The following is a 15,834-nucleotide window of genomic DNA, read 5'->3' on the forward strand; positions in this document are numbered from 1 at the left end:
TATTATATAGTTATTTTAAATTTTCGCGTCGTTTTTTTATAATTCGCTGAAATGCCGAAGGTGTAATTCCTGTTGTATTTTTAAACTGTGTACTTAAGTGCGCAACACTTGAGTAATTGAGTAAAAATGCAATTTCGGTTAAACTCATTTCATTTATAATAATGAGGTGTTTGGCTCGTTCGATTTTTTGTAAAATGATGAAATTCTCAATAGATGAATAGGTTACTTCCGAAAAAACATTCGATAAATATCCGTAACTATGATTTAATTTCTCGGCCAAATACACAGAACTTTTTAAATTGTTTCCGTTCTCATCCATAAAAACCATCTCAATAATGGCGTCTTTTATTTTTTGTACCAGAACACTCTTTTGATTCTCTACAATTTCCAGGCCAAAAGGTTCTAAATCATTCTTCATACAATCTAATTCTTCCGATGTTAGGTTCTTTTCTAATTCGATTTCTCCAAAACCTAAAGGGGTATAATTTATTTGTCGTTCATTCAATTTCTCTTTCAAAAATTGAGAACAAACAGTATTAATATCAAACTTAATAAATAACTTCATTGCTTAAAAAATATTGCTAAAGATAGATAAAAAAAGATAGATAAATAAAGTAATAAAATTAGGGTAGTGTAAGTATATGTCAGTGAACATTGATTTTTTATCATGGCAAAAAAATACCGCCTAAATTTTTAATTAGCGGTATTACAATTGAGTGAAAAAGCTCTTACAAATCCGAAGTGATTTTATGTATTTCTTCTTGTGTTTCAGTCGCAGTGTCATCCAGAGCGGAGACGAAAGACAGTCTCCGTTTTCAGAAGTTTTTAGTTTTCAATTTTAGCGTCATCCTGAGTGGAGTCGAAGAATGGTCTCAGTTTTTAGTCTCATTCAAAGCGGAGTCGAAGGATGATTTCTTAGCACCTTAATAACTCAGAACCTCAGTACCTTTGAAAGCTTTGAACCTTTCCTAAGACAAAATTTAACTTAGGTAACGGCGTATTATCCAAGACATTTTTTCGTGTTGTTCGAGTAATCCAGTTATAAAATCGGCAGAACCTATATCGTGATTTTCATTTTCAAATGCAGGAATGTACTTTCTAAGTTCAACGATAACTTGTTCGTGATTTTCTAGTAATTCAGTTAGCATTTCTTTTTGAGAAGGGTATCTATTAGGGAATTCTTTTAATGTCGAATTACCAATAAATTCAGTCATAGTTCCGATTGTTTTTTCTCCAAGCAGATTAATTCTTTCGGCAACTTCATCGATAATTGTTTCTAAAACGCTGTACTGGTCTTCAAATAATTTATGTAATTCCATAAAACTATTTCCAGATATGTTCCAGTGAAACTTTCTCGTTTTTACATACAAAATCATTTCATTTGATAGAATTGAAGTTAAAATGTCGGCACTTTTCTTTAAATCTTTTGAGGATATTCCTATATGGGGTTTCATGTAAAATATTTTTTTAGGGCATTTTCCAAAGTTAAAACGATACTCGTTTTTTATTTTACATTATTTGTAATAAAAGTTATATGAATTCAATGTTTGGGTAGTCTCTTAATGGATCTAATATTGTAGTTTTGCCGCCAATTTAATTTTAAACCTAATTTGAATGAAAAAACAACTACTTATTTTATTGCTTTTTATTACTTCTTTCGCATCCAAAGCCCAATCTTATATGGGTTATTTTCATGATAATTATGCAGGTGTACAAAGTGTGCTTTTTAATCCTGCTTCTATAGCCGATTCTCGTTTTAAAACAGATGTTAATTTGTTTTCTATTAGCGGTTCGGTACAAAATGATTTGTATGGAGTTCGCCTTTTTGATGTTTATAAAGATGGATATGATTTTAATAGTCAGTCAAAAATAACGGCATCTAATGCAAACAATGGTTTTGCGAATTTTGATATTATGGGACCTTCTTTTATGTTTAATATTGCGCCAAAGCATACCTTGGCAGTATTTACAAGAGCAAGATCTATAAGTAATGTCAGAAACGTTAACGGATATCTTGTAGATCAGGTTAAAGATGGTTTAGACCAATCAGGTAATTTTAATTTTAATGCAGGTGATGTAAATGGAGCTTCAAACACTTGGGCAGAATTAGGTGTTTCTTATGCTACTGTTTTGTATCAAAAAGACCAACACTTCTTAAAAGGAGGTTTAACAGCTAAGTATTTGCAAGGTGGTGTAAATGGATATGTTCATGCAAATGATGTTAGTGTTGCTTATGTTGAAAATGCTGCAAATCCTAAAGCAGGTGTTCTTGCTTCTACAGGAGAAATTACAATAGGAGCAAGTCAAGATTTTGAAGCTAATTCAAAATATGATTTCGATGCTAACTCAAAAGGATTTGGATTTGATCTAGGACTTGTTTACGAATGGAGACCAGATTATGATAAATATGATCTAAGCAAAGCAAAACCGACAGATAATAATTTTAGAGATTTAAATAAGTATAAATTACGATTTGGATTATCTGTTACAGACATTGGATCTATAAATTATAGAAACGCAAAACAAGATACGTACAATGTTACAGGAGTAGTTACGCAAGAGATGATTGATGATATAGGTAATATATATGATTTTTTAAATGATAATTACAATAAAACATCAAGCACAAAAGGAAGAAAAACAAATTTACCTACAGCGATTCATGCTGATATAGATTGGAATATGTATAACAAATTCTACCTTAATCTTAACGGAGACATTAATATGGTTAATGCGGATAAGGTTAATGCAGTTACTATTGCTAATAGAGTAAGTTTAACGCCTCGTTACGAAAGCAGATGGTTTAGTTTTTACGTGCCAATGACTTGGATGGAATACAGCGGAATGCAAGTAGGTTCAGGAATTCGAGTAGGAGCTTTCTTTGTTGGATCAGGTTCAGTGCTAACTAATTTGGTTTCAAAAGAATCAAAAGCAGCAGATTTTCACCTTGGAATGAAAATTCCAGTTTACCAAAAGAAATTTAAGGATACCGATGAGGATGGAGTTATAGATAAAGATGATGCTTGCAGAAAAGTAGCAGGACCAGTAGAAAATAATGGTTGTCCTTGGCCAGATACAGATAAAGATGGTGTTTTTGATAAAGATGATGCTTGTCCTAATGTTGCGGGTCCAATAGAAAACAAAGGATGCCCTTGGAAAGATAGCGATGGAGATACCTTATTGGATAATGTTGACGCTTGTCCAACAGTTGCAGGCCCAGTAGCGAATAAAGGATGCCCTTGGCCAGATACAGACGGAGATGGAGTTTTAGATAAAGATGATGCTTGTCCAACTGTTGCTGGATTAGCAGAGAATAAAGGTTGTCCAGTTCTAGATGCAGATAAAGATGGTATTCCAGATAATGAAGATGAATGCCCTTTACTTGCAGGACCGATAGAGAATAAAGGTTGTCCTAAAGTTTCTAAAACTACATTAGAACAATTGAAGGTAGAAGCTAAGTCAATCTTCTTTGAAACAGGTAAAGCGACATTAAGTGAAGCAAAAAAAGAAGAAACATCAAAAAGATTAGAAGCTATCAAAGAAATTTTGAAAAACTATCCAAATGCTAAGTTTGCAATTAACGGACATACTGATAATGTAGGGAATCCTAAATTTAACCAAAAATTATCAGAAGCTAGAGCAAAAGCAGTTATGGATTTCTTAATTGCTAAAGGAGTAAATCCTGCTAATTTAACTTCTCAAGGATTTGGAGCTTCAAAACCAGTTAAGTCAAATAAAACAGCAGCAGGAAGAGCTGAAAACAGAAGAACAGAAATTGTTTATCTAGGCAATTTGTAAACGAAGTGAATATAATAGTAAAAAGCCATTCTTAATTGAGTGGCTTTTTTTATTTTTGCATACTTTCTAAAAAGAATTATTTATTATGAATTAGAAGGCTAAAAAAACAAGCATGACAACACAACAACTACACGAACAAATTCTTTTAAAAAAATCATTTTTATGCATCGGTTTAGATGTTGATTTAACTAAAATTCCAGAACATCTTTTAGAAACAGAAGATCCTATTTTTGAATTTAATAAAGTTATAATCGACGCAACACACGATCTGGCTATTGCTTACAAACCCAATACTGCTTTTTATGAAGCCTACGGAATAAAGGGATGGTTGTCGTTGCAAAAAACAATCAACTATATAAATGAGAAGCATCCAGATATTTTTACAATTGCAGATGCTAAACGTGGTGATATCGGAAATACATCAAGTATGTATGCCAAAGCTTTTTTTGAAGATTTAAATTTTGATAGTGTTACAGTTGCACCATATATGGGAAAAGACTCAGTTGAGCCTTTCTTGGCATTCGAAAACAAGCACACCATAATGTTAGCGTTAACATCTAATGAAGGCGCATTCGATTTTCAGACCTTAATTACTAACGGAACAGAATTATACAAACAAGTTCTAGAAACTTCTAAAACATGGAAGAATAGCGAGAACTTAATGTATGTGGTAGGAGCTACCAAAGCCGAATATTTTACCGAAATCCGTAAGATTGTTCCAGATAGCTTTTTGCTAGTTCCGGGAGTAGGTGCACAAGGTGGAAGCCTATCAGAAGTATGTAAATACGGAATGAACGATAAAATAGGATTGCTTATTAATTCGTCTCGTGCCATTATCTACGCATCAAAAGGGACAGACTTTGCAGAGAAAGCAAGAGAAGAAGCTCTAAAAATGCAACAAGAAATGGAAGAGATTATGAGTAGTAAAAAAGTTTAAAGGTTCAGGTTTCAAGTTGTTATGCACCTAAAAAAATACTGCAAATATTGGCAACCTCGATACGCAAAGAGCATAAAGCTTAGCGAACTTTGCGGTTAAACCTGAAACCTGAAACTAAAAAAACTTGAAACTTGAAACCAGGTAAATCTGAAACCTTAATTTTTTTAACAAAAAATCTCCTTTTGAAACAATTAATCGATCAAATCGGTACTTCGCATTCTTTTGAAACTGCTCCAAAAAGAATTATCTCACTTGTTCCTTCGCAAACCGAATTGCTTTATGATTTAGGACTCGAAGATAGTATTGTTGGAATAACGAAGTTTTGTGTACATCCGTATCACTTAAAATCAACTAAGAAAATGGTTGGTGGAACAAAAAAAGTGCATTACGAGAAAATCCGATTACTGAATCCAGATATTATCATTTGTAATAAAGAAGAAAATACAAAGGAAATTGTAGATCAACTATCAGAGATATGTCCAGTTTGGGTAACTAATATTTTAACTATCGAAGATAATTTCCAGATGATTACCGATTTTGGGCAATTGTTTAATCGTAGAACCGAAGCACAAAAATGGAATGATAAATTGGCTTTTGGATTGCAAGATTTTAAAATCTACATAAAAGACAAGCCATTTAAAAAAGCCGCTTATTTTATCTGGAAGAACCCTTTTATGGTAGCAGGTTCGGATAATTATATAAACGAGTTGCTAAAACTGAATCATTTTACAAATATATATTCGGATAAAGGACGCTATCCCGAAATAGAACTTAAGAAAATGCGCTTAGAGGGCGATCCAGATGTCGTTTTGTTATCCTCAGAACCGTATCCGTTTAAAGAAGAAGACGCATTCGAGATTGGACGATTTACGCATCATGCCAAAACTGTTTTTGTAGATGGAGAGATGTTTTCGTGGTATGGAACCCGATTGCTAAAAGCATTCTCTTATTTTAAGCAAATGCACGAGCGCTTGCAATAATTTACTTTTAAAATTTATATTTAAATAAAGAATTCCTAACACTTCAATAGGAAGCGAGATTTTGTATGCTTTTAAAATAATGCATAAAAAAAGCCGGCATCTAACCAAGATGCCGACAATCATTTAACTAACCAAAACCAAAATAATAAATAACCAGTTTATTACATTGCAAAGATCAGACATAAGCCAACGTTATGCTGTTAAGGTTTTGTTATTACTTTGTTGTACATAAGTTAACTTTTTTTGATTACTTTTAGGTATGTATAAAATATAGTAATTTAATACTATTGAATAGCATATAGCTATCGGAATATAAAAACAATCAATTTTGTTTATAACTACAAGTACGTTACCTTTGAATATAATCATTAAAATTTGTTACTTATGGAATCGAAAGACAAACTTACCACGGCAACAGGAACGCCTGTACCAGACAATCAAAACATAATGACTGCAGGACCACGTGGTCCGGTATTATTGCAAGATTTTTGGTTTTTAGAGAAAATGGCACATTTTGACCGAGAGGTAATTCCTGAGAGAAGAATGCATGCTAAAGGATCTGCTGCATACGGAACATTTACCGTAACTCATGATATTACTCAATATACTAAAGCCGATATCTTTTCTGAAATAGGAAAAAAAACAGACATGTTTGTTCGTTTTTCAACTGTAGCAGGTGAAAGAGGTGCGGCAGATGCAGAAAGAGATATTCGTGGTTTTGCCATGAAGTTCTATACTAATCAAGGAAATTGGGATTTAGTAGGAAACAATACTCCTGTATTCTTTTTCCGTGATCCGATGAAATTTCCTGACTTAAATCACGCAGTAAAACGTGATCCACAAACAAATTTAAGAAGTGCCGATAACAATTGGGATTTCTGGACATTATTGCCTGAAGCATTGCATCAAGTAACAATTGTAATGAGTGATAGAGGTATTCCTAAATCATATCGTCAAATGCACGGATTCGGAAGCCATACCTTTAGTTTTATCAATGATAAAAATGAAAGACATTGGGTTAAATTTCACTTTGTAACACAACAAGGAATTGAAAACCTATCCGATGAAGAAGCGGCAAAACTAGTTGGAAACGACAGAGAAAGCCACCAAAGAGATTTGTTTGAAGCTATCGAAAGAAAAGATTTTCCAAAATGGAAATTATCTGTGCAAATCATGACCGAGGAGCAAGCTAAAACGTATAAATACCACCCATTCGACTTAACAAAAGTTTGGTTAAAAGGAGATTTTCCACTTATCCCAGTTGGAGAATTTGAATTAAACAGAAATCCAGATAACTATTTTGCCGAAGTAGAGCAAGCAGCCTTTAATCCTGCGAATATAGTTCCCGGAATCGGATATTCGCCAGATAAAATGTTACAAGCTCGTTTGTTTTCTTATGGTGATGCTCACCGTTATCGTTTAGGGGTAAATAATGCACAGATTCCTGTTAATGCAGCCAAATGTCCAGTGAATAGTTTCCACCGTGATGGCGCTATGCGTGTAGATGGAAATTACGGAAGTAAAAAACATTATGAGCCTAATAGTTTCGGTAAATGGCAGGAACAACCAGAATACAAAGAACCGCCATTGTCAATTCATGGAGATGCATACGCTCATAATTTTAGAGAAGATGATAATGATTATTTCTCTCAACCAGGAAAGTTATTCCGCTTAATGACCGACGATAAAAAACAGTTTTTGTTTAAAAACACAGCGGCACAAGTAGGAGGAGCACAAAAGTTTATACAAGTAAGACACATTCGTAACTGCTTTAAAGCCGATCCAGCTTATGGAGAAGGTGTAGCAAACGCATTAGGAATGACAATGGATGAAGTAAATAACTTTAGTGATCCAAGATTGTTGATAGAAGTGAGATAATTTTTTTTTAGAGTTGCAGAGGCTTAAAGGTTCAAAGCTACAAAGGTTCTGAGTTGCTGAGGTTCTAAGGTTCTGAGTTTTTTTAGACTTAAAGAAAGACACAAAACTTGCATAAAACAAAACCCGACAGTTTTTTAAAATCTGTCGGGTTTATTTTTTTGATGATTCAAAAAAAGGGAATAGTATGAAATCTGCCGAATCTGCTAAATCTGCGAGCTAAAAAATAGGTTCAGAGCGACAAAGCGACAAAGGCTCAAAGTTGCAAAGGCTCAAAGGTTCTGAGTTGCAAAGCGATAAAGGGCTAAGCTTCTAAGATCTTGAAACCTGAAACTTGAAACAATTTTAAATCTGCGAGCTAAAAAAATAGGTTCAAAGCGACAAAGGCTCAAAGTTGCAAAGGCTCAAAGGTTCTGAGTTGCAAAGCGATAAAGGGCTAAGCTTCTAAGATCTTGAAACTTGAAACTTGAAACAATTTTAAATCTGCGAGCTAAAAAAATAGGTTCAGAGCTACAAAGGTTAAAGCGACAAAGGTTCAAAGTTGCAAAGGCTCAAAGGTTCTGAGTTTTTTTAGACTTGAAGAAAGACACAAAACTTGCATAAAACAAAACCCGGCAGTTATTTAAAATCTGTCGGGTTTATTTTTTATGATGATTCAAAAAAAGGAAGCAATATGAAATCTGCTGAATCTGCTAAATCTGCGAGCTAAAAAAATAGGTTCTGAGTTGCAAAGCGACAAAGGTTCAGAGCTGCAAAGGCTCAAAGTTGCAAAGGCTCAAAGGTTCTGAGTTGCAAAGCGATAAAGGGCTAAGCTTCTAAGATCTTGAAACCTGAAACTTGAAACAATTTTAAATCTGCGTGCTAAAAAAATAGGTTCAAAGCGACAAAGGTTCTGAGTTGCAAAGCGATAAAGGGCTAAGCTTCTAAGATCTTGAAACCTGAAACTTGAAACTTTTTTAGATCTGCGAGCTAAAAAAATAGGTTCAGAGCTACAAAGGTTCTGAGTTGCTGAGATCCTAAGGTTCTAAGTTTTTTTTTAGACTTAAAGAAAAGGTTCAAAATTTGCATAAAATAAAACCCGACAGTTATTTAAAATCTGTCGGGTTTATTTTTTTGATGATTCAAAAAAAGGAAGCAGTATGAAATCTGCCGAATCTGCTAAATCTGCGAGCTAAAAAAATAGGTTCTGAGTTGCAAAGCGACAAAGGCGCTGAGGTTCTAAGATATTCAAACTTGAAACTTGAAACTTTTTTAAATCTGCGAGCTAAAATAACTTCAAAAATTAAAAACTCAGAACCTTAGAACCTTAGCGACTTAGGGATTTAAGAAAAAACGACCGTTTTATTGCTATAAACCATTGTTTTGCGCTCGGCATGTAGTTTTATAGCTCTAGCCAGTACGATACGTTCTAGGTCGCGTCCTTTCATGATAAAATCATCTACCGAATGGATGTGCGAAACACGAGCGATATCTTGTTCTATAATCGGGCCTTCATCTAGTTCTTCGGTTACATAATGGCTTGTTGCTCCAATAATTTTCACTCCTCTTTTAAAAGCCGAATGGTACGGTTTAGCTCCCGGAAATGCAGGTAAAAAAGAGTGATGGATATTTATGATTTTGTTTTTGTAAAGATCAATTAACCCAGGAGTGATAATTTGCATATAGCGTGCTAATACAATAAAGTTGATATCATATTTTTTTAGCAATGCGAGTTGTTGCTTTTCCCCCTCTTCTTTAGTGTCTTTGGTAAACGGAACAAAGTGAAACGGAATATCAAAACGTTCAGCAATCGCTCTTAAATCATTATGGTTACTAATGATTACAGGGATTTCAACACCTAATTCATCAGCACTATAGCGTCCAAGAATATCAAATAAACAATGGTCATATTTAGAAACAAACAATGCCATTTTAGGCTTTTGCTCCTGATTGTATAATTCCCATGACATCTCAAAGTTGGATGCAATAGAGTCCTTGAAATCTGTTTTTATATCCTCAATGGCAATGCTTCGATTGGTTAATTCGCATTCGAGTCGCATAAAAAACACATTTTGCTCCACATCAACATGCTGGTCAATGTAGGTAATGTTTCCTTCCACTTTCAGAATAAAATTAGTCACAGCAGCAATAATACCTTTTTGGTCTTTGCAGTGAATGAGAAAAGTTATTTTTTGCATTGTAGTTTTTTGGTTAGTCGGTTAGCTGTTTATTTGTTAGATTACTTTTTATCTTGCATCGCAAATACTTTTTTCAATAAAGGAGAAGTTCTTGCGTTAATATCAGTTCTAATTGTTTTTTCTTCTACAGCAATCATTTTAAAAACACCAGCAAGAGCTTGTTTAGTGGTGTAATCGGTCAAGTCAGTATTCACCTTTTTTACAAGCGGAAGACTATTGTATTTAGTAATAATATTTGACCAGATTTCATCTGCACCAACTTTACTAAAAGATTCTTTAATAACAGGATTAAATTTGCTGTATAATGAAGTAGTAGTACTAGATTCTAAATAGGTAGTTGCTGCGTTTTCGTTACCTAATAAAATAGATTTAGCATCATTAATCGACATGTTTTTTACAGCCGAAACAAATATCGGTGTCGCTTCTTTTACAGCATCTTCGGCAGCGCGATTCAATACCTTAATTCCTTCGTCTGCAAGAGATCCAAGACCGAATTTTCGTAAAGTAGCATCTACTTTTTGTAATTCCTCAGGCATTAGAATTTTTACAGCTTCATTTTTATAAAAACCATCAGTAGCCGTTAATTTTGTTACTTGTTTCGCTATTCCTTTGTCTAGAGCTTCTTTCAATCCCGAAGCAATATCAACACGGCCAAGGCCAGATAATTTTGAAGATAATTGAGGTAATTTGTTTAGCGTTTCTTGCACTTGTGCATAAGATGTAATAGAAAATGCAAGTGTTAAAAGTAAAATCTTTTTCATTAAATAGTAATTTTATAAGTTTCAAAAATACTACTTATTCAAAAACAAAGCCACAATTTTATTTTAGGAGCAGAAACATTTTGTTTTATTACTAACAATGTTCCCGCTGTACACTAAATCCGCACCCCAAAAAAGTGCGGGATATCGTTTCCATCGGGGCTAGGCTAGGAAAGATGGTTTTGTATCAGGAGAGTTAACTGTAATGTAAAAACAACTAGAGGCTAAAGGTAATATTGGTTATTTGTTGGCATTTGGATATGTTTTTCCTCTGTTCTTAATATGAGTGATTACTTCGCCTGTAGTGGCATTGATTTCAAATCTTTCTTCAGGAATACCATGAGGAATATTCTCGCATGGAATACGAATATCATATTGCATTAATTTAGGATTTCTGGATACAGACGATACACAATTGTTATTTTTAATCTGGTCCAACTTATCCATTAAATCAATATCATATTCCAATTTCATTTTTTGTACCAGATCTTGCCAACTAAACGCATATGGGCTATCGTAATTTATCTCTTTTATAAGTACGCCTTCTTCATTATATTCTTTTCGAAAACCTATAATGCAATCATAAAAACTGGTAACTTCTTTTGTCATATTTAATGTGTACTTATCGTACATATATCTTTTTATTATTGGAGTATTTAAATAAGTAATAGTTTCCTGATAGGAATCTTTGTTTGACACAAGATAAGTTTCTATGGTGTTTCCATTATTATTTATTTTGATATATCGGCAATAAATAGCACTGTCTTTTTTATGTTTATTAAATGCTTTTAAATCGAATTTTCTCATTTCTGGTATTTTTATAATTGCTATTTGTTATAGCGTGAGATGTTATTTTTTATGAATTGTCTATAAAACAATATCAGTTCTATAAGCTATTAGCCAAATTTTAAAAGCAAATGTGCCTTTGGTAATTAATGTTTATGGCTGTTATAGGTTATAAAAAACCGATACGTTATAGTAATCTTGTTTTTAGTTAGGGATACTAAAAACAAAATCAATAAGTGAGAATAGCACGATGAGAGGGAGAATGGTAATTAATGCAAAATCTATTCTTACGCTAACTGTTTTCTTATAAAGAATTACTTTTTTTTTGATAAACCTTTTAAATCATAAAATGCGCCATTATTATACTTTTAATGAAGACAGCTGTTAGGATATTTATAGGATTTATGTATTTCTTTAAAACTAGGTTGCTAAGCGTTACTATGAAAAATGTTATTTTTTGTGATATTATTATGACTTAAATTAGTAATTAACTTTAAATTTTATGCAAATATATACGAAAAAAGCTATAAATTGAAATTTAAGCTTTAAAAATACATTTTAAGATTATTTTAAATGAATATTTTTTTAATAAGGATTAAAACTAGATTCAAGAATCATTAAATTTTTTTGTAAATTGCTCTCCTAAAATTATCATATTCTCAAAATGGAACCACAAATACCTTATATTCCTAAAAATAAAGTAAGAATTGTTACCGCTGCATCACTTTTTGATGGACATGATGCGGCAATAAATATCATGCGCCGTATTATTCAATCCACAGGAGTTGAGGTAATTCATTTAGGTCATGACCGAAGTGTTGAAGAAGTTGTAAATACAGCCATTCAGGAAGATGCAAATTCTATTGCGCTAACTTCGTATCAAGGGGGTCACAATGAATACTTTAAATATATGTATGATTTGCTTCATGAAAAAGGAGCTGGACATATCAAAATTTTCGGTGGTGGAGGTGGAGTAATTTTGCCAAGCGAAATTGCAGAATTGCACGAATACGGAATAACAAGAATTTATTCTCCAGATGATGGGCGTTCTTTGGGATTACAAGGAATGATTAATGATTTGGTACAACGTTCTGATTATCCTATTGGAGATAAACTTACAAATGAAATAGATCATATCGAAGATAAAAATCCAACGGCAATTGCGCGTTTGATTTCTGCAGCAGAGAATTTTCCAGAAATTGCAAAGCCTGTTTTTGATAAAATACATAAAAATAATGCTACATCTAAAATTCCTGTACTGGGAATTACAGGAACAGGTGGAGCGGGAAAATCTTCATTAGTAGATGAGTTAGTTCGTCGTTTTTTAATTGATTTTCCAACAAAAACAATAGGGATTGTATCTGTAGATCCATCGAAGCGTAAAACAGGAGGAGCGCTTTTAGGAGACAGAATCCGAATGAACGCTATTAATAATTCTAGAGTTTATATGCGTTCGTTGGCGACCAGACAATCAAATCTTGCTTTGTCTAAATATGTTGCCGAAGCGATTCAGGTTCTTAAAGCGGCTAAATATGATATTATCATTTTAGAAACTTCGGGAATCGGACAGTCAGATACTGAGATTATGGATCATTCTGATGTTTCCTTATATGTAATGACACCAGAATTTGGAGCAGCAACGCAATTAGAGAAAATCGACATGCTTGATTTTGCCGATTTAGTAGCATTAAACAAATTCGACAAACGTGGAGCGCTAGATGCAATACGTGATGTGAAAAAACAATACCAGCGCAATCATAATCTTTGGGATAAAAATCCTGATGATATGCCTGTTTTTGGAACAATTGCTTCGCAGTTTAATGATCCGGGGATGAATACATTGTATAAGTCTATCATGGATAAAATTGTCGAAAAAACCGAATCAGATTTAAAATCGACTTTCGAAATTACTCGTGAAATGAGCGAGAAAATATTCGTAATTCCACCACACAGAACACGATATTTATCTGAAATTGCAGAGAACAACCGTAAATATGATCAAACTGCTTTGTCACAACAACAAGTAGCACAAAAATTATACGGTATTTTTAAAACCATCGAAAGTGTTACGGGTAAAATCCCAGTAATCACAAAGGCAGGAATCGACGACAATAGTGTCATCCTGAGCGGAGTCGAAGGACTTGACGAAAACAGAGTCTTTTTAAATCTTTTACTAAATCAATTCGATAAAGTAAAAATGGATTTAGATCCATACAATTGGGAGATGATCCTAACTTGGGATGAGAAAGTAAATAAATATAAAAATCCTGTTTACAGCTTTAAAGTTCGTGATAAGGAAATAAAAATAGCCACACATACCGAAAGTTTATCGCACCAGCAAATCCCAAAAATAGCTTTACCTAAATATGAAGCTTGGGGAGATATCTTACGTTGGTGTTTGCAGGAAAATGTTCCAGGAGAATTTCCGTTTGCATCAGGATTGTATCCTTTTAAACGTGAGGGAGAAGATCCATCACGTATGTTTGCTGGAGAAGGTGGACCAGAAAGAACCAACAAACGTTTTCATTATGTGAGCGCGGGATTACCTGCAAAACGTCTTTCAACAGCTTTTGATAGTGTAACATTATATGGTAATGATCCCGATGTACGACCAGATATTTATGGTAAAATTGGAAATGCCGGAGTTTCTATTTGTTGTCTGGATGATGCCAAAAAACTATATTCAGGTTTTGATTTAGTTCATGCTTTAACATCAGTGAGTATGACTATTAATGGACCAGCGCCAATGTTGCTTGGATTCTTTATGAATGCAGCAATCGATCAACAATGTGAATATTACATTAAAGCCAATGATTTAGAAAAAGAAGTAGAACAAAAAATCACCAAATTATACGCAGCAAAAGGAATCACAAGACCTAAATACCAAGGCGATTTGCCAGCGGGAAATAATGGATTAGGATTAATGCTTTTGGGAGTTACTGGTGATGAGGTTTTACCTTTGGATGTATATAATGATATAAAAGCCAAAACGCTTTCGCAAGTACGTGGAACGGTGCAAGCCGATATTCTTAAAGAAGATCAGGCACAGAATACTTGTATCTTCTCTACCGAATTTGCTTTACGATTAATGGGAGACGTTCAGGAGTATTTTATTACGCAAAACGTACGTAACTTTTATTCGGTTTCTATCTCAGGATATCATATTGCAGAGGCAGGAGCCAATCCAATCACGCAATTAGCATTTACGCTTTCTAACGGATTCACTTACGTAGAATACTATTTGAGCCGCGGAATGAGCATCAACGATTTCGGACCTAACTTATCCTTCTTTTTCTCGAATGGAGTAGATCCAGAATATGCTGTTATTGGTCGTGTAGCACGTAAAATTTGGGCAAAAGCCATGAAGATTAAATATGGTGCAAACGAAAGAGCACAAATGCTTAAATATCATATTCAGACTTCAGGGCGTTCTTTACACGCACAAGAGATTGATTTTAATGATATTCGTACCACATTGCAAGCATTATATGCAATTTATGACAACTGTAATTCATTGCATACCAATGCATATGATGAGGCAATTACAACACCTACCGAAGAATCAGTTCGTCGTGCAATGGCAATACAATTGATTATCAATAAAGAATTAGGTTTAGCCAAAAACGAAAACCCAATACAAGGATCTTTTATAATCGAAGAATTAACCGATTTAGTAGAAGCGGCTGTTTTACAAGAATTCGACCGTATTACGGAGCGTGGAGGAGTTCTTGGTGCAATGGAAACCATGTACCAACGTTCTAAAATCCAAGAGGAAAGTTTGTATTACGAAACCTTAAAACATAACGGAGATTTCCCAATTGTAGGTGTAAATACTTTCTTGAGTTCAAAAGGATCACCAACAGTTATCCCAGCTGAGGTTATTCGTGCTACCGAAGAAGAGAAACAATATCAGATAGATATGTTGAACAACTTACACGAATATCATAAAGAATCGGTAAAAGACCATTTAAATATCTTGCAGGAAGCAGCTATTAAAAACGAAAACCTATTCGCTCATTTAATGGAAGCTACAAAGGTTTGTTCGTTAGGTCAAATTACTTCGGCATTGTTTGAAGTAGGAGGACAGTATAGAAGGAATATGTAATTATTACGATTTTATAGTTTTAAGAAACCTCTCAGAAATGGGAGGTTTTTTTGTTAAAAAAAACAGAATTATAGAGATATGTAAAATGTTATCATAAATAACTGTAGATTTACAATGAAAGTTTTAAAAATAATAATAATATAATGAATTGTTAATAATGATTTATATTGCTATGTTTGACTATTACCAAATTTAAATTAGGTGATATAAATTAGTGGATAAGAGAAGGCGCTGAAAAATACGTTTTATGGTATAGATTTATAATCTAACTCAACATTAAACGCTGTTGAGGAGGTCAAATTTCAGATATGCAAGAGAATATTGAACAAATATCCCTCAGCGAATCTGTTATTCCCAGCGCTGTTAATAACAGATTGCTGAGGGATATAATGACCGTAATGTACTTATAGATGACTGG

10 protein-coding genes are annotated in these 15,834 nt (G+C 33.6%); 5 read left to right on the plus strand and 5 right to left on the minus strand.

Annotated elements, in window-relative coordinates; all coding sequences use genetic code 11:
- Window positions 1-10 precede the first annotated feature (10 nt).
- Entirely contained in the window at window positions 11-565 is a 555-nt protein-coding gene (locus EAG11_RS02085) for an AraC family transcriptional regulator (protein WP_129537666.1), read from the minus strand.
- A gap of 415 nt (window positions 566-980) precedes the next feature.
- Window positions 981-1,454 carry a Dps family protein gene (locus EAG11_RS02090; protein ID WP_129537667.1) on the minus strand — a complete coding sequence of 158 codons (474 nt, stop codon included), beginning with the start codon at window positions 1,452-1,454 and terminating at the stop codon, window positions 981-983.
- A 160-nt stretch (window positions 1,455-1,614) separates the two neighbouring features.
- Between EAG11_RS02090 and EAG11_RS02095 the strand changes: the two genes are divergently transcribed.
- The 4 genes from EAG11_RS02095 (at window position 1,615) to EAG11_RS02110 (ending at window position 7,593) form a co-directional block, all read left to right on the plus strand.
- Window positions 1,615-3,798: a DUF5723 family protein gene (locus EAG11_RS02095; RefSeq protein ID WP_129537668.1), complete on the plus strand. Its 2,184-nt coding sequence runs from the start codon at window positions 1,615-1,617 to the stop codon at window positions 3,796-3,798.
- Between the two features lie 112 nt (window positions 3,799-3,910).
- The gene (gene pyrF / locus EAG11_RS02100) at window positions 3,911-4,735 is read left to right on the plus strand and encodes an orotidine-5'-phosphate decarboxylase (protein ID WP_129537669.1); all 825 of its coding nucleotides are present in this window, start codon (window positions 3,911-3,913) and stop codon (window positions 4,733-4,735) included.
- Between the two features lie 182 nt (window positions 4,736-4,917).
- Window positions 4,918-5,715, plus strand: coding sequence for an ABC transporter substrate-binding protein (locus EAG11_RS02105; RefSeq protein ID WP_129537670.1), 798 nt, complete (start codon window positions 4,918-4,920; stop codon window positions 5,713-5,715).
- A gap of 384 nt (window positions 5,716-6,099) precedes the next feature.
- Window positions 6,100-7,593, plus strand: a complete 1,494-nt coding sequence (locus tag EAG11_RS02110) for a catalase (protein ID WP_129537671.1) — start codon at window positions 6,100-6,102, stop codon at window positions 7,591-7,593.
- A 1,319-nt stretch (window positions 7,594-8,912) separates the two neighbouring features.
- On the opposite strand, the gene purU is transcribed toward EAG11_RS02110, so the two are convergent.
- The 3 genes from purU to EAG11_RS02125 form a co-directional block, all read right to left on the minus strand.
- Entirely contained in the window at window positions 8,913-9,767 is an 855-nt protein-coding gene (gene purU, locus EAG11_RS02115) for a formyltetrahydrofolate deformylase (RefSeq protein WP_129537672.1), read from the minus strand.
- Between the two features lie 41 nt (window positions 9,768-9,808).
- A complete protein-coding gene (locus tag EAG11_RS02120) occupies window positions 9,809-10,528 on the minus strand; it encodes a DUF4197 domain-containing protein (RefSeq protein WP_129537673.1) in 720 nt (239 codons plus the stop codon).
- A gap of 237 nt (window positions 10,529-10,765) precedes the next feature.
- Window positions 10,766-11,332 carry a hypothetical protein gene (locus EAG11_RS02125; protein ID WP_129537674.1) on the minus strand — a complete coding sequence of 189 codons (567 nt, stop codon included), beginning with the start codon at window positions 11,330-11,332 and terminating at the stop codon, window positions 10,766-10,768.
- A gap of 643 nt (window positions 11,333-11,975) precedes the next feature.
- Here EAG11_RS02125 and EAG11_RS02130 point away from each other — a divergent pair.
- A complete protein-coding gene (locus EAG11_RS02130; RefSeq protein ID WP_129537675.1) occupies window positions 11,976-15,416 on the plus strand; it encodes a methylmalonyl-CoA mutase family protein in 3,441 nt (1,146 codons plus the stop codon).
- The last annotated feature ends 418 nt before the right edge of the window (window positions 15,417-15,834 follow it).

It is taken from the genome of Flavobacterium sp. 140616W15 (assembly GCF_003668995.1).
Lineage (GTDB): Bacteria > Bacteroidota > Bacteroidia > Flavobacteriales > Flavobacteriaceae > Flavobacterium.

Coding starts and splice junctions, on each gene's coding strand:
- EAG11_RS02125 (WP_129537674.1), bottom strand. CDS start 11,332: ATGAGAAAATTCGATTTAAAAGCATTTAATAAACATAAAAAAGACAGT.
- EAG11_RS02085 (WP_129537666.1), bottom strand. CDS start 565: ATGAAGTTATTTATTAAGTTTGATATTAATACTGTTTGTTCTCAATTT.
- pyrF (WP_129537669.1), top strand. CDS start 3,911: ATGACAACACAACAACTACACGAACAAATTCTTTTAAAAAAATCATTT.
- EAG11_RS02130 (WP_129537675.1), top strand. CDS start 11,976: ATGGAACCACAAATACCTTATATTCCTAAAAATAAAGTAAGAATTGTT.
- EAG11_RS02095 (WP_129537668.1), top strand. CDS start 1,615: ATGAAAAAACAACTACTTATTTTATTGCTTTTTATTACTTCTTTCGCA.
- purU (WP_129537672.1), bottom strand. CDS start 9,767: ATGCAAAAAATAACTTTTCTCATTCACTGCAAAGACCAAAAAGGTATT.
- EAG11_RS02110 (WP_129537671.1), top strand. CDS start 6,100: ATGGAATCGAAAGACAAACTTACCACGGCAACAGGAACGCCTGTACCA.
- EAG11_RS02120 (WP_129537673.1), bottom strand. CDS start 10,528: ATGAAAAAGATTTTACTTTTAACACTTGCATTTTCTATTACATCTTAT.
- EAG11_RS02090 (WP_129537667.1), bottom strand. CDS start 1,454: ATGAAACCCCATATAGGAATATCCTCAAAAGATTTAAAGAAAAGTGCC.